Below are 19,047 nucleotides of genomic sequence, written 5' to 3'. Positions count from 1 at the left end.
GTGAAGGCGGTCTCCGTATCGGCCCTCAACGAACAGATCAAGAACCTTCTCGAGACGACCTTTGTCCAGGTCGCCGTCGAAGGCGAACTCTCCCGAATTACCTATCATAACAGCGGCCATATCTATTTTACCCTCAAAGACAGCGGTTCGGCGCTCAGCGGCGTCATGTTCCGAGGCAACGCGGCGCATCTGCGGTTCCGCCTCGAAGAGGGGCTCAAGGTCGTCGTCCGCGGCGGGATCACACTCTACAAACCGCGCGGCAGTTACCAAATCAATGCCCAGGTAATCGAACCGGCAGGGCAGGGGGCACTGGCACTGGCGTATGAACAGCTCAAATCGCGGCTTTCGGAGGAGGGGCTGTTCGACAGTGAACGGAAAAAAGCACTGCCGCGCTACCCCAAAAAGATTGCCTTGATCACCTCTGCTACCGGAGCGGCGCTCCAGGATATGAAACGGGTCGCGGCGCACCGCTGGCCGTTGACCGAGCTTTTCGTCTACGATAGCATCGTTCAGGGAGAACAGGCCCCGTTTTCACTGCTTGCCGCTTTGAATGCTGCCGACAAAGCCGGTTATGATGTCATTGTACTCAGCCGGGGCGGCGGAAGCATGGAAGACCTGTGGGGTTTTAATGATGAAGCATTGGCGAGGGCGGTTGCTGCGGCTGCGACACCCGTCGTTTCTGCCGTCGGGCACGAGATAGATTGGGTGATTACGGATTTTGTCGCCGATCTGCGGGCACCGACCCCTTCCGCGGCGATGCAGATGCTCCTTCCGGACCAATACGAGATGATGATGAGCCTTGACGCACTCCAGGAACAGTTTGATCAGCGCATTGCAGAAAAAGTGCAAAGGGAAATGCAAAGCGTGCTGCATCTGTTCGAACGCTATAAACAACACTCCGTCGAACAAAGAATTAAAGAGCAGTCACTACTGCTTGTGCAGCTGCAGCAGCGGTATGATCAGAGCATCGGCTATCGCTTGCAACAGGCCGATGCACTGCTTGACCCGATGGGGGTGCGACTGGGCCAGGCAACCATGATGCTATTAAACCAGAAACAGTCACTGCTGAACGCACTGCAGTCAAGTATGAATGCCCAGGATCCGAAAAGCAAAGTCATGAAAGGGTACGCCCAGGTCGTGAAAGGGGGAAGGCCCGTTTCCCTTTGTAATGTAAGCGAAGGTGATGAAATTGAGCTGATGGACAGCGACTATACGGCCGTTGCGGAAGTGAAATCCATCCGTGAAAACAGTACCAATAACAAGTAACATAATTACATAAATTAGCAAGTAAAAAGAAATTTCGCAAAAAATGAAAATTTCCGCAAAAACCTCTTGACATTGCTTTTGAAATCCCCTATAATTCCCGTCCACAAACGATGAGAGGCATCGAAAAGAGGCCTATCTAGCGGGACTTCGGGTTGAAGATCGCGAAAGTTTGAGATCATTGAAAACTAAGCAAGTGGGATGGACAGACAAGGTCTGGAAGTCTTACTTAGATAAGACACAATTTAACCGTCTATTACTATTTATAGTGATAGACACTATACAGCCAATGATTTTATATCTTGGGCTGGATCAGTAATCGCTTCATTTATGAAGCGTCTTTTCAATTATGGAGAGTTTGATCCTGGCTCAGAGTGAACGCTGGCGGCGTGCTTAACACATGCAAGTCGAACGGTAGCAGGATAGTGCTTGCACTATTGCTGACGAGTGGCGCACGGGTGAGTAATGTATAGGTTACGTGCCCCATAGTCTGGGATAGCCACTGGAAACGGTGATTAATACCGGATACTCCTGTTCGCAGGGAAAGTTTTTCGCTATGGGATCGGCCTATATTGTATCAGCTTGTTGGTGAGGTAAGAGCTCACCAAGGCGATGACACATAGCGGGTTTGAGAGGATGATCCGCCACACTGGTACTGAGACACGGACCAGACTCCTACGGGAGGCAGCAGTGAGGAATATTGCACAATGGGGGAAACCCTGATGCAGCAACGCCGCGTGGAGGATGACGCATTTCGGTGTGTAAACTCCTTTTATTAGGGAAGAAAATGACGGTACCTAATGAATAAGCTCCGGCTAACTCCGTGCCAGCAGCCGCGGTAATACGGAGGGAGCAAGCGTTACTCGGAATCACTGGGCGTAAAGGACGCGTAGGCGGGTTTTTAAGTCAGGTGTGAAATCCAATGGCTCAACCATTGAACTGCACTTGAAACTGGGAACCTAGAGTATGGAAGGGGCAGATGGAATTAGTGGTGTAGGGGTAAAATCCGTAGATATCACTAGGAATACCGAAAGCGAAGGCGATCTGCTGGGACATAACTGACGCTGAGGCGTGAAAGCGTGGGGAGCAAACAGGATTAGATACCCTGGTAGTCCACGCCCTAAACGATGAATGCTAGTCGTCGGGGTACTCGTTACTTCGGTGATGCACTTAACAGATTAAGCATTCCGCCTGGGGAGTACGGTCGCAAGATTAAAACTCAAAGGAATAGACGGGGACCCGCACAAGTGGTGGAGCATGTGGTTTAATTCGAAGATACACGAAGAACCTTACCTGGCCTTGACATTGATAGAATTCTGTAGAGATACGGAAGTGCCAGTTTACTGGAGCTTGAAAACAGGTGCTGCACGGCTGTCGTCAGCTCGTGTCGTGAGATGTTGGGTTAAGTCCCGCAACGAGCGCAACCCTCGTCCTTAGTTGCCAGCAGTTCGGCTGGGCACTCTAAGGAGACTGCCTTCGCAAGGAGGAGGAAGGTGAGGACGACGTCAAGTCATCATGGCCCTTACGGCCAGGGCTACACACGTGCTACAATGGGACGTACAGAGAGTTGCGATACCGCGAGGTGGAGCCAATCTCATAAAGCGTCTCTCAGTTCGGATTGTACTCTGCAACTCGAGTGCATGAAGCTGGAATCACTAGTAATCGTAGATCAGCTAAGCTACGGTGAATACGTTCCCGGGTCTTGTACTCACCGCCCGTCACACCATGGGAGTTGATTTCACCCGAAATCGGGAAGCTAAAGTAGCTACCGCTTACGGTGGAATCAGCGACTGGGGTGAAGTCGTAACAAGGTAACCGTAGGAGAACCTGCGGTTGGATCACCTCCTTTCTAGAGTAACCGGGCACCATTCGTTTGGTGGCCCGAAGAGAAAATCTCACATTTCAGATTGTGTCTGTCCGCTTGCTTGCTTAGTTTTCAGTGATCTATGTTCTATTGAATTAGAAATGCCGAGAAGGGGCCTATAGCTCAGCTGGTTAGAGTGCACCCCTGATAAGGGTGAGGTCGGAGGTTCAAGTCCTCCTAGGCCCACCAGGATCACTATGTGGGGAATTAGCTCAGCTGGGAGAGCGCCTGCTTTGCACGCAGGAGGTCAGCGGTTCGATCCCGCTATTCTCCACCACGAAGCCTAATACGAGTACTTGATGAAGTATTCATATTAGACTTCTTAGTGTATAAGAGTCTAAAACGTTCATTGAATTATCATTGTTAAAGTCAACAAATATTTATGAAGATTACTTCGTAAGTATTGCAACTACAATTAAATATTACAGTCTTATTCATATTGAGTAAGGCAGTAAGCGCTAATTAGAATAAAGATATTAAGAGCTATAGGTGGATGCCTAGGCTGGTAGAGGCGATGAAGGACGTACTAGGCTGCGATAAGCCTCGGGGAGCTGCCAAGAAGCTTTGATCCGGGGATTTCCGAATGGGGCAACCCGGCATGGCGCGAGTCATGTCACCCTGCGGGGAGCGAACCAAGGGAAGTGAAACATCTCAGTACCTTGAGGAAAAGAAATCAACCGAGATTCCCAGAGTAGCGGCGAGCGAAATGGGACTAGCCCTAAAGCGTGTAGTGTGTTAGCAGAATCCTTTGGAAAGAGGAGCCATAGAAGGTGATAGCCCTGTAAGCGAAAACTATCTACATGTTATTCGAGTAGGTCGGGACACGTGTTATCTTGACTGAACATGGGGGGACCACCCTCCAAGGCTAAATACTACTACCAGACCGATAGCGAACCAGTACCGTGAGGGAAAGGTGAAAAGAACCGTGGTGAACGGAGTGAAATAGAACCTGAAACCTATAGCTTACAATCATTCGGAGCCCCATTCTTTATGAGGGGTGACGGACTGCCTTTTGCATAATGAGCCTGCGAGTTGTGGTATCTGGCAAGGTTAAGCGAACGCGAAGCCGTAGCGAAAGCGAGTCTTAATAGGGCGATTAGTCAGATGCTGCAGACCCGAAACTGAGTGATCTATCCATGAGCAGGTTGAAGCCGGTGTAAGAGCCGGTGGAGGACCGAACCGATGGGCGTTGAAAAGCCCCCGGATGACTTGTGGATAGGGGTGAAAGGCCAATCAAACTCAGTGATAGCTGGTTCTCTCCGAAATATATTTAGGTATAGCCTCGAGCATTAGCATACAGGGGTAGAGCACTGACAGGGCTAGGGCTGCTCACCGCGGTACCAAACCCTATCAAACTCCGAATACTGTATGTGTAACCTCGGGAGTCAGGCGGTGGGTGATAAAATCAATCGTCGAGAGGGGAACAACCCAGACTAGCAGCTAAGGTCCCTAAGTTACATCTAAGTGGAAAAGGATGTGGAGTTGCTGAAACAACCAGGAGGTTGGCTTAGAAGCAGCCATCCTTTAAAGAAAGCGTAACAGCTCACTGGTCTAGCGATTCTGCGCCGAAAATATAACGGGGCTAAGATGTACACCGAAGCTCTAGACTTAGTTTTACTAAGTGGTAGGAGAGCGTTCCATTCAGCGTTGAAGGTATACCGGCAAGGAGTGCTGGAGCGGATGGAAGTGAGCATGCAGGCATGAGTAGCGATAAAAGCAGTGAGAATCTGCTTCGCCGTAAACCCAAGGTTTCCTACGCGATGCTCGTCATCGTAGGGTTAGTCGGGACCTAAGTCGAGTCCGAAAGGGGTAGACGATGGCAAATCGGTTAATATTCCGATACCGACTGTAGAGCGTGATGGAAGGACGCATAGGGCTAAACGAGGTCACTGATGGAATAGTGGCTCGAAGGATGTAGGTTGTAAGGTAGGCAAATCCGCCTTACATGAGACCGAGATCTGACAGGCTGTCGACGCTCTTCGGAGCAGAAACAGAATCGTTGATGCCGTCGTGCCGAGAAAAGTTTCTAAGCATATCTACAGTCGCCCGTACCGTAAACCGACACAGGTGGGTGAGATGAGTATTCTAAGGCGCGTGGAAGAACCCTGGTTAAGGAACTCTGCAAACTAGCACCGTAACTTCGGAATAAGGTGTGCCCGTTGTACGTGAAACCCCTGCGGGTGGAGCGGAAGCGGGTCGCAGCAAAGAGTCCCTCCCGACTGTTTACCAAAAACACAGCACTCTGCCAACACGTAAGTGGATGTATAGGGTGTGACGCCTGCCCGGTGCTCGAATGTTAAAAGGATCCGTTAGCTTTGCGAAGCGGTGAATTGAAGCACGAGTAAACGGCGGCCGTAACTATAACGGTCCTAAGGTAGCGAAATTCCTTGTCGGTTAAATACCGACCTGCATGAATGGCGTAACGAGATGGGAGCTGTCTCAACCAGGGATCCAGTGAAATTGTAGTGGAGGTGAAAATTCCTCCTACCCGCGGAAAGACGGAAAGACCCCGTGCACCTTTACTATAGCTTGACACTGCTATTGGGATATTCATGTGCAGGATAGGTGGGAGCCGTTGATTTAGTGACGCCAGTTGCTAATGAGGCACCCTTGAGATACCACCCTTGAATATTCTGATAGCTAACTGCGCAGAGTTATCCTCTGTCAGGACAATGTCTGGTGGGTAGTTTGACTGGGGCGGTCGCCTCCTAAAAAGTAACGGAGGCTTACAAAGGTTGGCTCAGATGGGTTGGAAATCCATCGTAGAGTATAATGGCATAAGCCAGCCTGACTGTGAGACATACACGTCGAGCAGAGTCGAAAGACGGTCATAGTGATCCGGTGGTTCTGTGTGGAAGGGCCATCGCTCAAAGGATAAAAGGTACGCCGGGGATAACAGGCTGATCTCCCCCAAGAGCTCACATCGACGGGGAGGTTTGGCACCTCGATGTCGGCTCATCGCATCCTGGGGCTGGAGCAGGTCCCAAGGGTATGGCTGTTCGCCATTTAAAGCGGTACGCGAGCTGGGTTCAGAACGTCGTGAGACAGTTCGGTCCCTATCTTCCGTGGGCGTAGGAGAGTTGAGGAGAGCTGACCCTAGTACGAGAGGACCGGGTTGGACGAACCACTGGTGCACCGGTTGTCCTGCCAAGGGCACCGCCGGGTAGCTACGTTCGGATGTGATAACCGCTGAAAGCATCTAAGCGGGAAGCCAACTCCAAGATGAACTCTCCCTGAAGGACGCATGAAGACTACATGCTTGATAGGCTGGGTGTGTACGCAGAGCAATCTGTTTAGCTGACCAGTACTAATAGTCCGTTCGTCTTTTTTCCCTAAAATTAGTGTCTTACTGCCTTACTCAGTATGAGCTGTAATAGCTGTAGTTGCAACCGTTGACTTTAACAATCATATTTTATGCTAACCCTTAGCATAAAACATACATAACCGACACGCAGTCGGATCCAAGAGCTTCTCGAAGCTTTTCGATCCGATTGTCCAGGTGGCTATAGAGAGAGGGAAACGCCCGGCCCCATTCCGAACCCGGAAGCTAAGCCTCTCATCGCTGATAATACTGACCCTTGCAGGGTTGGGAACGTAGGTCGCCGCCTGGTTCTCGGATTTATCCTTCTACTTACAATTTACAATCAATCATCAAATACCTTACTTCTAATCAATCAGTTAAACCTTTATTCTTGTCTATCAACTGTGGTCAAATTATCTTAATGGTCTATATTGCCCATTATGCAGCTATTTGGCGATTAGAATTCTTTCCACTTTTTCATAGTTTGTATCACCTTGTTTCCTTCAGCTGATGGAGTGTAGGTGCATTTGCTTTCTTGAGACCGCGTGCAAGCGATGGATTGCAGAATATCTGCCTTTCTATACAACTTAATTGTGTTTCAAAACGTAACATAGTGATAAAAATATCAAAAACATATCTCTTTTTTATAAAAATAAGAATACTGTTAAAAAAGCAACAGAAAATGAAATAAATATGCTATTTTTATAACACAAAGATATAAATATATTTTATTTGCTCTGTATTGTCTCTTTCGCTTAGAATAATTATAAATCCCCGTTAAGTAGGGCCTTCCAGCTTTATATTCACTTTATTTTCCGACGCCTATAATGAACGAAATCGGAAGCAAAAACTTCCATTTGATTTTTATTCGTAGGAGAATAGATGACACGTACAATCAAACTGGCAATGGCTGCTGCAATGGCTCTGACTGCAACTTCGGCATTTGCAACAAACGGGGATAACCTTATGGGTCTCGGTGCTAAAGCACGCGGTATGGGTGGTGTAGGCATTGCCACCGCATTCGGTGCTGAAAGCGGTCTGGCTAACCCGGCACTGCTTTCTGCGGTCAAAAGCAATGAGATCTCTTTCGGTGGAACGCTCTTCATGCCAAAGGTTGATTTTGAATCCAACGCATTTGCAGAAGCTTACTCAGCAGCGACAGCTACTCCTGTCATGCCGGTAGAGTCTGATACCAGCAAAGCTGATATGAGTATGATTCCTGAGGTTGCTCTTGCTTCCCGTATCAATGACAACGTCGTTGTCGGTATCGGCATGTTCGGTGTAGCCGGTATGGGTACGGATTACCGTGATACGCTCGACCCTGCTAGCGGTGTCAGCAGCAACGGCTCTTTCGGTATGCGTACGAACCTGCAGCTGATGCGTTTCGCCGTACCGGTATCTTACAGCAATTCCGGCTTCAGTGTCGGTGTCGCCCCGATGCTGCAGTACGGTTCACTGAATATTGCTTATGCAATGCCGCTGCCTACAGGCGGTATTGATCCGCAGGGGTCCGGTGTCTCCGAAGATTTCGGTTTCGGTTATGAAGTCGGTGTTGCGTACGATGCAGGTGCAGTCGGCATCACGGGCCTGACACTGGGTGCCAAGTACCAGTCTTCTATCGATATGACTTATGACCATACGCTTGAAGTAACTTCCCAGGCATTCGGCCTGCAAGGTATCGATGACCATCTCGAGCAGCCGGCAGAGATCGGTGTCGGTATCAGCTATGACATCCTTGGAAGCGGCAACACGATCGCATTCGACTACAAGCAGATCCGCTGGGCGGATGCGAAGGGATATAAAGAGTTTGAATGGGACAACCAGAATGTCTTCTCCGTCGGTTACCAGTATGAGAGAAACAACTGGGCGGTCCGCCTCGGTTATAACTATGCAGAGAACCCGATTCAGGAGCAGGATGGAGCCGCAGCTGGTTTCACTCCGGCAGGAATGCCTGTCAATTATGAAGGTGCCGTCAAAAACTTCTTCAACCTCGCGGGGTTCCCGGCAGTTGTCGAATCACATATCACAGCCGGTGGTACCTACAGCTTTACAGACATGATTTCTGTCGATGCGGCCTTTGTCTATGCACCGGAAGTCAGCTTCTCCTACGACACAACTGCCATGGGTCAGGGGCTGGCTGCAAATATGGTCCTGCAAAACGGCGGTTCGCCTGCTCAGGCCGGTGCAGCGGCAGCAGCGACAGGTGACTCTTCAGCGGATGTCAAGCACTCCCAGACAGGTGTTACGGTACAGCTGAACTATGCGTTCTAAGCGCATCGTGCACTAACAACTTCATTCTTCCGCCTTCGGGCGGACTCCTTCCGTTTTACGCATCCCAAACACATTCTTTTGTATACTACGTCGGATTCTCTATATGGATGGTGCTATGCAGATTGACCCCAAGATCGACTCCTCCTGGAAAGCAGTGCTGTCCTCGGAATTCGAGCAGGCCTATTTCACGGAACTCAAAACGTTTCTCCTCGCTGAGAAAGCTGCCTTTCCCATCTACCCGAAAGGTGCCGATATCTTTGCTGCATACAACCTGACACCCTATGAGAAAGTCAAAGTCGTTATCCTCGGGCAGGACCCCTACCATGGGCCGAACCAGGCGCACGGGCTTGCATTCTCCGTGCAGCGCGGCATAGCGCATCCGCCCTCCCTGCAGAACATCTTCAAGGAGCTCAGAGACGATATAGGCTGCGATGTTCCGCAGCACGGAACGCTGGAAGCATGGGCGGAGCAGGGGGTGTTTCTGCTCAATACGGTTTTGACCGTCCGAGCCGGGCAGGCGCATTCGCATAAAGAGCAGGGGTGGGAGCGTTTTACCGATGCGACCATCAAGGCCCTCAGCGACGGCCGGGAGAAGTTGGTCTTCATCCTCTGGGGCCGGCCTGCACAGATGAAAGCATCGCTGATCGATGCTTCACGCCATCACATCATTACCTCACCTCACCCCTCGCCGCTCTCCGCGTATAGAGGTTTTTTCGGTTCCAAACCTTTTTCACGGACCAATGCCTACCTGCAAAGCGCGGGCATCGCCCCGATCGACTGGTGTCTTTCAGATGCATGATTTTCCGCGTAAAACGCTTTTCTTACTGGCGCTGATCATTGTGGTGACCTTTCTGGGCGGTTTCCTCTATACGGCTGATCCCTATCTGCTGCACCGCGATGCTATCCTCGCTGCCCCTTCACTGGCCCACCCATTCGGGACCGACCGTCTCGGGCGGGATCTACTGGCCCGGATCCTTGAAGGGGGGAGGATCTCTCTTGTCATCGGTGTGGGAAGTGCATTGATCGGGACCTTCCTCGGTTTCATACTCGGGGCGATCGCAGGATATGCCAGGGGCGTCGTCGACAAAGGTTTCGTCATCGTGGTGGACCTTTTCCTGACCTTCCCGACCTTTTTCCTGCTGCTGGCCCTGGTGAGCTACGTCAACGCCTCGGCGCTGGTGCTGATCCTCATCATCTCCGTCACGGGCTGGATGACGACGGCGAGGCTGGTGCGTTCGGAAAGTTTCGCCGTGACGTCGCAGCCCTTCATCAAGATCCTCGGTATCGCCGGGGTATCGCGGGCGAAGATACTGCTCAAATATTACGCGCCGCTGCTGGCCCCGATCTTCTTCGTCAGTTTCACCTTCGGCGTCGGCGGGGCGATCCTCTCCGAGTCAGGGCTGAGCTTCCTCGGCCTGGGGATCGTGGCACCGCAGATGAGCTGGGGGACGATTCTGAGTAACGGTAAGGAGGTGATCGACATCGCCTGGTGGGTCAGTTTCTTTCCGGGTCTGATGATCTTCCTGGTCACGCTCTGTCTGATGAACCTCGCCAACTATCTGCAGCAGCGGACCAACAAGAAAAAAATCCAGTCAGGAGCCTAGCTTATGGAGCAGACCAACCGTTTCGGGAACGTCTTTATCATCCTTGCAGCCGTCGTCATCGTCTTCGCCGGTGTCAAGGCGGCATCGGCGATCATTATCCCTTTTCTTCTTTCGCTCTTCATCGCGATCATCCTCATGCCGTTACTGCACTTTCTGATGGCACGTAAGATCCCGATGGCGCTGGCGATGCTGATGCTTATCGGCGTGCTGCTCCTCTTCTTTGTTCTTTTCGGCGTCATCGTCGGCCATGCCACGAATGATTTCATCGGTAACCTTCCCGGCTATGAAGCCGACCTGAGAAGCCGTCTCGGCGGTGTCGCGGGCTGGTTGACGGAGCAGGGGATGGCGCTGCCGGAAAAGAACCTGCAGACGCTGCTCGATCCCGGTGCCGTCTTTACCTATATGACCGGGGCGCTCAAGGGGTTCGGATCGATCCTGACGAACGGGTTCGTCATTTTGCTGACGACCGTATTCATGCTGCTCGAGGGCGTCGCCTACCGCAACAAGATCGCCTTTATCTACCGCCGGAACCACTCCGAAGGGGAGAAGCATCTCAACGAGATCCTCGCAAAGATAAACCACTACATGGCGCTTAAAGCGCTGATCAGCGCTGGAACGGGCTTTCTTGTTTATCTCCTGCTGCTGCTCTTCGGGCTGGATTATCCCGTCTTGTGGGGTGTCGTGGCATTCCTGCTCAATTTTATTCCCAATATCGGCTCCATCATGGCCGCCGTACCAGCCGTGCTGCTGGCGCTGATCCAGCTGGATGCAGCATCGGCGTTCTGGATCGCGGCCGGGTACGTCGTGATCAATGTGCTGGTAGGATCGGTCATCGAACCGAAGGTGATGGGACGGGGGCTTGATCTCTCGACGCTTGTCGTATTCCTGTCGTTGATCTTCTGGGGGTGGCTGCTGGGGCCGGTTGGTATGCTGCTCTCTATTCCGCTCACGATCATGGTCAAGATTGTGTTTGATTCGGAAGAGTCGACAAGGTGGATCGCCGTGCTGCTCGGCACGGGCGGAAACGGTCAGACGGAGGAAGCGTAACAGCAGCTCGGGTTTTCGGGAGAATATTGCTGTGCGAGCGTCCCCAGGTTTCGCTCGGATAGCGTCTAATTAATGGGAGAGCCCTAGAGCCTTTTCCATATGCGTCAGCGTTTCGCGGGGATCGATGCTGTGGTTCAGGCGGGAGCTGAAGTTCCCCTGTTTGTCAAAAAAGTAGACGTAGGAGGTGTGGCCGACGGTGTAGCCCATCGCCTTGCTCCCCCCTTTGATAATCGTGTATTCGGTCCCCTCGTAACGTGAGACGACTTCGTCGATCTGCGCTTTCGTCCCGGTCACGCCGAGGTAGGTAGGGTAGAAGTATTCGACATACTCTTTGAGACTCTGCGGCGTATCGCGGTCGGTGTCGACGCTGACAAAGATCACCTGCATTGCATCAGCCGCTTCGGGCGGCAGCAGTTTCATGGCCCCCGTCAGGTTGGAGAAGGTCGTCGGGCAGATATCGGGACAGTAGGTGTAGCCGAAATAGATAGCGACGGCCTTTTTACCCCGGAAGTCGCTGAGGCTGACCGGACCGTCGGCACTCTGAAGCGTGAAGTCGTAATGTTTGCGTTCCACGGTGGGAATGACATAGAAGTAGGCACCCACGGCCAGCAACAGGGGAAAAAGAATCAGGATCAGACGTTGGACCATGGTTACTCCGTCGAAAAGGTGAAATAGGTGCCGATACGCCTGGTCGGCTCTTCGGCAATAATGTTGGCGCGCCAATCCATCCGACCCGAACAGGCCGGGATCATCCCCTCGCCGCTGTAATTGCCGTCGCTCGTACGCGTCAGGGTATAGCTGTAACGTCCCATATTCATATTGAGACCGTAGATCTCCACTTTCAGACTGTCGTAATGGCCCTCGGTTGCGAGGTGCAGCTGCAGCTTCTGCATGACCGGGATGGGACGCGGGCTCATGGCGAAGGTTACAGGCGTGCCGTCGCCCATCGTCGCCGTGCACGCACCAGTATGCAGATCACACTCCTGCGCAGGCGTTCCGAATTTGACGTCGCCGCTGAGCCATTCGTAGATGAGGTCGGCATCATAGGCGAGGTAGGCAAAGACGAGCAGGATGGCCACCCCCAGCTGGATGGCGAGGATTTTAAAGAGTTTTTTGAGGCTCACCCGTTACTTTCCGCATTTGCCGCTGCCGCATTTCATCTTCTGCTGCATCATCATACCGGCCACTTTTTTGACCGGGGCCTCAAGCGTAATACTCTCGCCGTCGGAGAAGTTCAGCGTGATCGTGACGTTTTCTCCCGCTTTGAGCTTCTGTGTCAGCCCGATGAGCATGACATGCAGGCCACCCGGCTGAAGCATTGTCGTCCCGGCGGCCGGAATGTCGATCTTCGGGATCTGGCGCATCTGCATCATACCGTCGACATTCACGTGTTCGTGCAGTTCGACTGTATTGGCGGCTGCGGAAGCGGCACTGATAAGGGCGACAGGTTTGTCCGTCAGGTTCTTCAGTTCCATGAACGCGGCACTGTTGGGCAGGTTCGGCGGTACTTCGCGGACATAGATGCCGGAGACTTCAACGGATTGGGCGGAGAGGCCGGCGACAAAGAAAAGGGTTGTGATCAGTACGCGATGCAAAAGGGTCATGATGTTCCTTGGAGATGATAATAAACAGTCCTGCATTTTCTCAGACCACATTGTCGTTGTTCTGACGTATTCAGGCATATCTATAGAGTATAGTGAAACTCTATAACAGAAGTGTTAAATCTACACCAAAGCGGGGTCAAAGCCCCGTCACGACGTTACGATATGGACTGCCGGTCTCCGCGTCTCCCGTCCATTTCCCACCTAAAACGGAGATTTTGATTTTAATAATTAAGTCGGAATCTACCGGAGGTGCTTCATACTGAAAAAAGTACGAAGCGTGCTGCCTTCGGGCGGTTATCCAATCACTCACCAAGGGAGACGAGATGGCTTACATGATGGTACGACACAAAGTCAGGGATTATAATGAATGGAAGCCCGGGTATGACGGGCATAAGGGGGCAAGGGACGCCGCAGGGCTGAAAGAGGTCTATCTGCTTCGGAACGCGGATGACCCCCATGAGGTTATCGCGCTGTTCGAAGCCGCTGATCTTGAAAAGGCCCGCGCCTTCGCCGACTCCGAGGATCTCAAGCAGAAGATGCAGGAGGTCGGCGTCATCGACCGGCCGGATATCTATTTTCTGGAATAAAGCGTTTCCCCGGACAGTGTCCGGGGCGCTCACCACCTTCTACGAAAGCACATGCCCTACAAATTTGCTCATATTGTCCAGGATCTCCCCGCCGCGGCGGAAACCGAGACCGCACGCTTCGTAGGCGAAGAAGACCCCGGCCTGGTAGCGGTTGCCGTCGCGGTCCTGCGGGAATTCGGCATACGCCTGGTAGACCGGGCGGTAGTTTCCGTAGGGTCCCTCCGTTGCGTGCAGGACGCTGCCGTCACTGCCGATAATCTTTGTATTGGCCCCTTCGCGGCCGAACATCCGCTTTTCAACCTGTTTCGTGCCCTCGAGCGGTTCGAAGGAGGTTTGAAGCAGGTAGGGGGAGTCGGGGAAGAGGTCGCAGAGGATCTTCATCATCCCCTTGGACTGGAAAAGCAGGGTATAGGCCGGGTTGAGGATGATCGCTTTCTGGTGCTGCATGATATTGCCCAGCAGGACCGCAAGTTCCGGTTCGTCGGTGGCGATGTCCTCCCAGGGGTAGAGCTTGAACCAGTATTCGTAGGGGGTATCGGAAGCATCAAATATCCCCTCGTCATCGAAGCGGACGTTCTGAAGGAACTCGAAGCCCGTCGCGAAGCCCGCGTCGGTCGCGATCTGGCGCAGGAGCTTCGTCGTCACCTCCTCCTCGTCATTCCCCTCGACGCTGCTGAAAAGGATCTTCCAGCCGTCGTAGAACTTCTCGAAATCGTCCGGATCGTCAAAGAGGGTGATAAGGCGTCGGAAGTTTTGGAGTAAAGCTTCGTAGATGTTGTTGAACTGGCGCGCCTCATCCAGACCGTTATGCTTGAGCAGCGCCCACTGCAGCACGGCACTTTCGTAAAGCCCCGTCGGCGTGTCGGCGTTGAACTCGATCAGCTTGATCGGCGCCCCGTCGATCCCGCCGGCAAGGTCGAAGCGGCCGTAGACGTGCCAGTGCACGTCATTTTCCCAGCTCTTCTTGATCGGCTCGACCAGGTTGAAGGGGATGCCGAGGTCGAAAAAGAGCTCGTTCTCGATGACATATTCGGCCGCCTGGACATACATGTCGTAGAGGGTGTTGGCCGCTTCGTAGTACGCTTCGGCTTCGGCGTCGCTGACAAGCACCAGTTCGTCGGCGACATAGTGCGTACCGTCACTGTCGGTGTGCCAGGTAAAACCGAGCTGTTCGAGGGTGTCGTTCGGCAGGGCCGAAACGGTATCGAGTCGGACCATGGGTCAGCCTCCGTAGGTGGTGGAAGAGGAGGTCGATGTTCCCGTTTTCGAACCCCCGAAGAAGCTCTTCTTCGTACTGCTGCCTGCCTTGCTCTTCTGGGTCGCATGGTAGGCGCTCTTGTTGACGCGATCCGCATGCTGTCGGTAGTTGGCGTTGTTCATCAGGGCGTTGCCGATCATGTTCCCCAGCAGCGACCCGGCGGCGACGGCGAGGATCGTCCCGGCGAGCCCCATGCCTTCGCCCTCTGGCGCACGGTTCAGTTCGCTCTCGCCCGCCTGCATCTTCGCATACTCCTGCTCGGCCAGCGCCTTCATCTCCGCTTCGTTCATGAAGCGCTCCGTGATGGTGCCGTTGGCATCGTACTCACGGATGATGGCGCGGTTGGGTCCGTCGGTCGGGACCTCCTCGACGACAACGTATTTGCCGCTGGGCTGCTGGTGAACGACGAGGAAGCGGTTCTGGGGCTCCTGCTGCTCCTGGACGCATCCCGAGAGGACGCTCATCATCGTGATGCCGGCCGTACCGAGATAGAGGCCCGAGGCGATTGCTTTGACATGCTTCATACTTATCTGATTCTCCGTTTTTTATGTTGATTCAGTTGATAGATGACAGAAGGGGCGGTTTCGTAGAGCCCCCGTGCATCTTCGATGACGGCGTCAGCCTTCGCGAAGGCGTATGCGGCGTCAAAACGTCCCCCCGCCGCATTGGCGGAGGTGGAGTAGAGCCAGCCGTAGGGGCGGAGCAGCCGGTGGTAGCTTCCTTTGGGAACGATGCGGAAAGCCTCCCCCTTGACGATGTAGGTCGTTTTTTCCCTGCGCCGTGCTTCACGTTTGAAACGAGCGGGAATGCGCCCGGTCTGTTTATAGACGCTGAACGAGGCGAAGGTTTTGAGAAAGGGTTTCGACGCCGGCCGGCTTTTGGCGAGGGCGAGGGCTTCCGCGTTCTGCGATACGAAACCGACGGTCGTGTCGGTCTGTACCAGCAGGACCCCTGTCAGGCCAGGTAGTCTTGAAGGGCTTGCGGGGCGGTCCAAGCGTCGTCCTTCATGTGACCGAGCGCATCGATCGCGGCGCGGGCGGCGCTGAGCGTCGTGAAGTAGGGGATGTTCATCCGCAGGACGATCTGGCGGATAACGGTGGCGTCTTTTTTCGACGTATTGTTGTCGGACGTGTTGATCGCCATCGTGATGTCGCCGTTTTTCATCATGTCTTCGATGTTCGGGCGACCCTCGGAGATCTTGAGGACCGGTTCGCACGGAATGCCGGCCGCTTCGATCACCTTCTGGGTACCGCGGGTCGCGACAAGCTTGAAGCCGTGCTCATGCAGGCCGCGGGCGATCTCGACGCCGGCGGGTTTGTCCATCTCGATGAAGGAGAGGAAGCAGGTGCCCGACGTCGGGATGCGGTTGCCCGCCGCCATCTGCGACTTGGCGAAGCTGACGCCGAAGCTGGAGCTGATCCCCATGACCTCGCCGGTCGATTTCATCTCCGGGCTCAGGACCAGGTCGGCACCGTAGAGTTTGTTGAACGGGAAGACCGCCTCTTTGAGGGCGATATGGTCACGCAGGCGCGGTTTGAGCAGGCCGTTTTCTTCGATGACGATGTCGTAGTGGTCGTAGAAGGCCAGCGCATTGCGCAGGGTGTCGCCCATCATGACGCGGGTCGCGACTTTCGCCAGCGGCATGCCCGTCGCCTTGGAGACGAACGGGACGGTACGCGATGCACGCGGGTTGACCTCGATGAGGTAGACCTCGTTCTGGTAGATGGCGTACTGGATGTTCAGCAGGCCGATGACGCCGAGGCCCAGGGCGATCGTCTTCGTCTGCTGTTCGACCTGTTCGCGCAGGGCGTCGCTGAGGTTGACCGGCGGCAGGGAACAGGCGGAGTCGCCGGAGTGGATACCGGCCTCTTCGATGTGCTGCATGACCGAGCCGATATAGACCTCGCTGCCGTCGCAGATGGCATCGACGTCAAGCTCGACCGCCTGGTCAAGGAACTTGTCGACGAGGACCGGCGCGTCGTTGGAAACGGAGACCGCTTCGTCCATGTACTGGCGCAGCTCCTCCTCTTTGTAGACGATACGCATTGCGCGGCCGCCGAGGACGAAGGAGGGGCGCACGAGAACAGGGTAGCCCAGCTGCGAAGCAACACTGATCGCCTCCTCTTTCGTTTTGGCGATCCCGTTGTCCGGCTGCTTGAGGTTATGCTTGGTGACGAAGTCGGAGAACTTCTCGCGGTCTTCGGCAAGGTCGATCACCTTCGCCGGTGTCCCCGCGATCTGCGCCCCGATGGCGGTGAGCGGGTTGGCGAGTTTCAGCGGCGTCTGGCCGCCGAAGTGGACGATGATCCCGTTGGGTTTCTCGTACTCGATGACTTCGCGGACGTGCTCGAGGTCGATCGGTTCGAAGTAGAGCACGTCGGAGGTGTCGTAGTCGGTGGAGACGGTTTCGGGGTTACAGTTGTACATGATCGTCTCGATGCCCATCTCTTCAAGGGCGAACGCGGCATGGACACAGCAGTAGTCGAACTCGATCCCCTGGCCGATGCGGTTCGGCCCGCCGCCGAGAATCATCACCTTTTTCTTGTCCGAAGCGCGTGAAGGCTGCTCCGGAAGGGTCGTGATGTTCGTCGTGGAGTAGAGGTAAGGCGTCAGCGCCTCGAACTCGGCGGCACAGGTATCGACTTCGTTGTACTCGAGATGGATGCCCATGCGTTTGCGCGCATTGTAGACGTCACTTTCACGGATGTCACCTGCGCCCTGCTTGACGATGAGCTGCGCGATCTTCTTGTCGCTGAAGCCGTTGGCTTTCGCTCTGCGCAGGCGGACGGCGTCGTTGAGGATATCGAGGTCGACCGTCTGCTCCTCGGCGACGATCTCTTCGATCTGGTAGAGGAACCACGGATCGATTTTGGAGAGTTCGAAGATCTCTTCCACGCTCATGCCGCGGCGGAAACCTTCGGCGACGTAGAGCATCCGCTCGGCGTTGGGACGGCGGATCTCGTGGCGGATGTGGTCCATGTCGCCTTTCATCTCATCAAAACCGCAGAGCCCCGTTTCCAGCGAACAGAGCGCTTTCTGCATGGACTCTTTAAAGGTCCGGCCGACGGCCATCGCTTCGCCGACGGATTTCATCCCCGTCGTCAGGGTGCTTTCGGCTTCGGGGAACTTCTCGAAGGTGAAGCGCGGCGTCTTGGTGACGATGTAGTCGATGACCGGTTCGAACGAGGCCGGGGTGCCGGTGATATCGTTGGTGATCTCATCGAGGGTGAAGCCGACGGCAAGCAGGGTCGCGACCTTGGCGATAGGGTAGCCCGTCGCTTTGGAAGCGAGCGCCGAGGAGCGCGAGACGCGCGGGTTCATCTCGATGACGATCATACGGCCCGTTTTCGGGTCGACGGAGAACTGGACGTTGGAACCGCCGGTGTCGACGCCGATCTCGCGCAGAATCTCGAAAGAGGCGTCGCGCATGCGCTGGTACTCTTTGTCGGTCAGCGTCAGGGCCGGGGCGATCGTGATGGAGTCGCCGGTATGGACGCCCATCGGGTCGAAGTTCTCGATGGAACAGACGATGATGCAGTTGTCCGCGCGGTCGCGGATGACTTCCATCTCGTACTCTTTCCAGCCCAGCAGGGACTCTTCGACGAGGATCTCCGTGATCGGGCTCTCATCCAGGCCGCGCTGCGCAAGCAGCTTGTACTCGTCGATGTTGTAGGCAACACCCGAACCGCCGCCGGCGAGGGTGAAGGAGGCGCGGATGATAATAGGGAAGCCGATCTCTTCGGCGGCGGCGAGGGCTTCTTCCATGTTGTAGGCGTAGCGCGAATGCGGCAGGTCCATGCCGAGCTTGATCATCGCTTCCTTGAAGGCCTGGCGGTCTTCGCCCTTCTTGATCGCATCGGGGTTGGCGCCGAGGAACTCGATGCCTTCGAGCATCCCTTTTTCGTACATGCTCATGGCGGCATTGAGGGCCGTCTGCCCGCCCATGGTCGGCAGGATGGCGTCGACGTTCTCTTTTTCGATGATCTGGGCGATGATCTCTTCTTTGATCGGCTCGATGTAGGTGCGGTCCGCAAACTCCGGGTCCGTCATGATCGTCGCAGGGTTGGAGTTGATCAGGACGACACGGTAGCCGAGCTCTTTGAGCGTTTTGACCGCCTGGGTGCCGGAGTAGTCGAATTCACAGGCCTGACCGATGACGATCGGGCCGGAGCCGATGAGCAGAATCGTTTTAATATCATCGCGTTTTGGCATTGATACCCTTCGGAAAAAAGATGAAATTTCAGGAGG

Annotated in this window: 13 protein-coding genes, 2 tRNA genes and 3 rRNA genes; 11 read left to right on the top strand and 7 right to left on the bottom strand. The window is 54.3% G+C overall.

From position 1 onward, the window contains the following. The 10 genes from xseA (at position 1) to WCX49_RS09750 (ending at position 11,350) form a co-directional block, all read left to right on the top strand. A complete protein-coding gene (xseA, locus tag WCX49_RS09795) occupies positions 1-1,266 on the top strand; it encodes an exodeoxyribonuclease VII large subunit (protein WP_345984908.1) in 1,266 nt (421 codons plus the stop codon). 343 nt (positions 1,267-1,609) lie between these two features. Beyond that, a 16S ribosomal RNA gene (locus WCX49_RS09790) occupies positions 1,610-3,112 on the top strand. A 127-nt stretch (positions 3,113-3,239) separates the two neighbouring features. After that, positions 3,240-3,316: transfer RNA gene (locus WCX49_RS09785), tRNA-Ile, on the top strand. Between the two features lie 12 nt (positions 3,317-3,328). Next, a tRNA-Ala gene (locus WCX49_RS09780) sits at positions 3,329-3,404 on the top strand. A 189-nt stretch (positions 3,405-3,593) separates the two neighbouring features. Beyond that, positions 3,594-6,459 (top strand): 23S ribosomal RNA (locus WCX49_RS09775). Between the two features lie 163 nt (positions 6,460-6,622). Then, positions 6,623-6,738, top strand: a 5S ribosomal RNA gene (gene rrf, locus WCX49_RS09770). Together the 16S, 23S and 5S rRNA genes with 2 tRNA genes alongside form the textbook arrangement of a ribosomal RNA operon. A gap of 572 nt (positions 6,739-7,310) precedes the next feature. Next, positions 7,311-8,699: an outer membrane protein transport protein gene (locus tag WCX49_RS09765; RefSeq protein WP_345984907.1), complete on the top strand. Its 1,389-nt coding sequence runs from the start codon at positions 7,311-7,313 to the stop codon at positions 8,697-8,699. 115 nt (positions 8,700-8,814) lie between these two features. Beyond that, a complete protein-coding gene (gene ung / locus WCX49_RS09760; RefSeq protein WP_345984906.1) occupies positions 8,815-9,498 on the top strand; it encodes a uracil-DNA glycosylase in 684 nt (227 codons plus the stop codon). Further along, on the top strand, positions 9,491-10,303 hold the full coding sequence (locus WCX49_RS09755) for an ABC transporter permease (RefSeq protein ID WP_345984905.1): 813 nt from the start codon (positions 9,491-9,493) through the stop codon (positions 10,301-10,303). The genes ung and WCX49_RS09755 overlap by 8 nt, the downstream gene beginning before the upstream one ends. A 3-nt stretch (positions 10,304-10,306) precedes the next feature. Next, positions 10,307-11,350 carry an AI-2E family transporter gene (locus WCX49_RS09750; RefSeq protein WP_345984904.1) on the top strand — a complete coding sequence of 348 codons (1,044 nt, stop codon included), beginning with the start codon at positions 10,307-10,309 and terminating at the stop codon, positions 11,348-11,350. Positions 11,351-11,419: 69 nt separating this feature from the next. Here WCX49_RS09750 and WCX49_RS09745 read toward each other — a convergent pair whose 3' ends face one another. The 3 genes from WCX49_RS09745 to WCX49_RS09735 are packed head-to-tail and all read right to left on the bottom strand — an operon-like array spanning position 11,420 to position 12,954. Next, positions 11,420-11,998 (bottom strand): SCO family protein, encoded by a 579-nt coding sequence (locus WCX49_RS09745; RefSeq protein ID WP_345984903.1) that lies wholly within the window; start codon positions 11,996-11,998, stop codon positions 11,420-11,422. Between the two features lie 2 nt (positions 11,999-12,000). Then, the gene (locus WCX49_RS09740) at positions 12,001-12,474 is read right to left on the bottom strand and encodes a hypothetical protein (RefSeq protein WP_345984902.1); all 474 of its coding nucleotides are present in this window, start codon (positions 12,472-12,474) and stop codon (positions 12,001-12,003) included. A gap of 3 nt (positions 12,475-12,477) precedes the next feature. After that, the gene (locus WCX49_RS09735) at positions 12,478-12,954 is read right to left on the bottom strand and encodes a copper chaperone PCu(A)C (protein WP_345984901.1); all 477 of its coding nucleotides are present in this window, start codon (positions 12,952-12,954) and stop codon (positions 12,478-12,480) included. Positions 12,955-13,277: 323 nt separating this feature from the next. Here WCX49_RS09735 and WCX49_RS09730 point away from each other — a divergent pair, with 323 nt between their 5' ends. Continuing rightward, a complete protein-coding gene (locus tag WCX49_RS09730; RefSeq protein WP_345984900.1) occupies positions 13,278-13,541 on the top strand; it encodes a hypothetical protein in 264 nt (87 codons plus the stop codon). A 39-nt stretch (positions 13,542-13,580) separates the two neighbouring features. Here WCX49_RS09730 and WCX49_RS09725 read toward each other — a convergent pair whose 3' ends face one another. The 4 genes from WCX49_RS09725 to carB are packed head-to-tail and all read right to left on the bottom strand — an operon-like array spanning position 13,581 to position 19,011. Next, entirely contained in the window at positions 13,581-14,759 is a 1,179-nt protein-coding gene (locus tag WCX49_RS09725) for a glutathionylspermidine synthase family protein (RefSeq protein ID WP_345984899.1), read from the bottom strand. 3 nt (positions 14,760-14,762) lie between these two features. After that, positions 14,763-15,323: a hypothetical protein gene (locus tag WCX49_RS09720; protein WP_345984898.1), complete on the bottom strand. Its 561-nt coding sequence runs from the start codon at positions 15,321-15,323 to the stop codon at positions 14,763-14,765. A 2-nt stretch (positions 15,324-15,325) separates the two neighbouring features. Beyond that, a complete protein-coding gene (locus WCX49_RS09715; RefSeq protein WP_345984897.1) occupies positions 15,326-15,793 on the bottom strand; it encodes a hypothetical protein in 468 nt (155 codons plus the stop codon). Then, complete coding sequence (gene carB, locus WCX49_RS09710) at positions 15,754-19,011, bottom strand: carbamoyl-phosphate synthase large subunit (protein WP_345984896.1); 3,258 nt, start codon at positions 19,009-19,011, stop codon at positions 15,754-15,756. Before carB ends, WCX49_RS09715 begins: the two co-directional genes overlap by 40 nt. Between the last annotated feature and the right edge of the window lie 36 nt (positions 19,012-19,047).

The organism is Sulfurimonas sp. HSL-1656 (assembly GCF_039645585.1).
GTDB lineage: Bacteria > Campylobacterota > Campylobacteria > Campylobacterales > Sulfurimonadaceae > Thiomicrolovo > Thiomicrolovo subterrani.
Note: the sequence above shows the minus strand (reverse complement) of the source record. Positions and strands in the feature narration are given on the sequence as shown.

Coding starts and splice junctions, on each gene's coding strand:
- WCX49_RS09720 (WP_345984898.1), bottom strand. CDS start 15,323: ATGAAGCATGTCAAAGCAATCGCCTCGGGCCTCTATCTCGGTACGGCC.
- WCX49_RS09755 (WP_345984905.1), top strand. CDS start 9,491: ATGCATGATTTTCCGCGTAAAACGCTTTTCTTACTGGCGCTGATCATT.
- WCX49_RS09750 (WP_345984904.1), top strand. CDS start 10,307: ATGGAGCAGACCAACCGTTTCGGGAACGTCTTTATCATCCTTGCAGCC.
- ung (WP_345984906.1), top strand. CDS start 8,815: ATGCAGATTGACCCCAAGATCGACTCCTCCTGGAAAGCAGTGCTGTCC.
- WCX49_RS09725 (WP_345984899.1), bottom strand. CDS start 14,759: ATGGTCCGACTCGATACCGTTTCGGCCCTGCCGAACGACACCCTCGAA.
- WCX49_RS09735 (WP_345984901.1), bottom strand. CDS start 12,954: ATGACCCTTTTGCATCGCGTACTGATCACAACCCTTTTCTTTGTCGCC.
- carB (WP_345984896.1), bottom strand. CDS start 19,011: ATGCCAAAACGCGATGATATTAAAACGATTCTGCTCATCGGCTCCGGC.
- WCX49_RS09730 (WP_345984900.1), top strand. CDS start 13,278: ATGGCTTACATGATGGTACGACACAAAGTCAGGGATTATAATGAATGG.
- WCX49_RS09745 (WP_345984903.1), bottom strand. CDS start 11,998: ATGGTCCAACGTCTGATCCTGATTCTTTTTCCCCTGTTGCTGGCCGTG.
- WCX49_RS09765 (WP_345984907.1), top strand. CDS start 7,311: ATGACACGTACAATCAAACTGGCAATGGCTGCTGCAATGGCTCTGACT.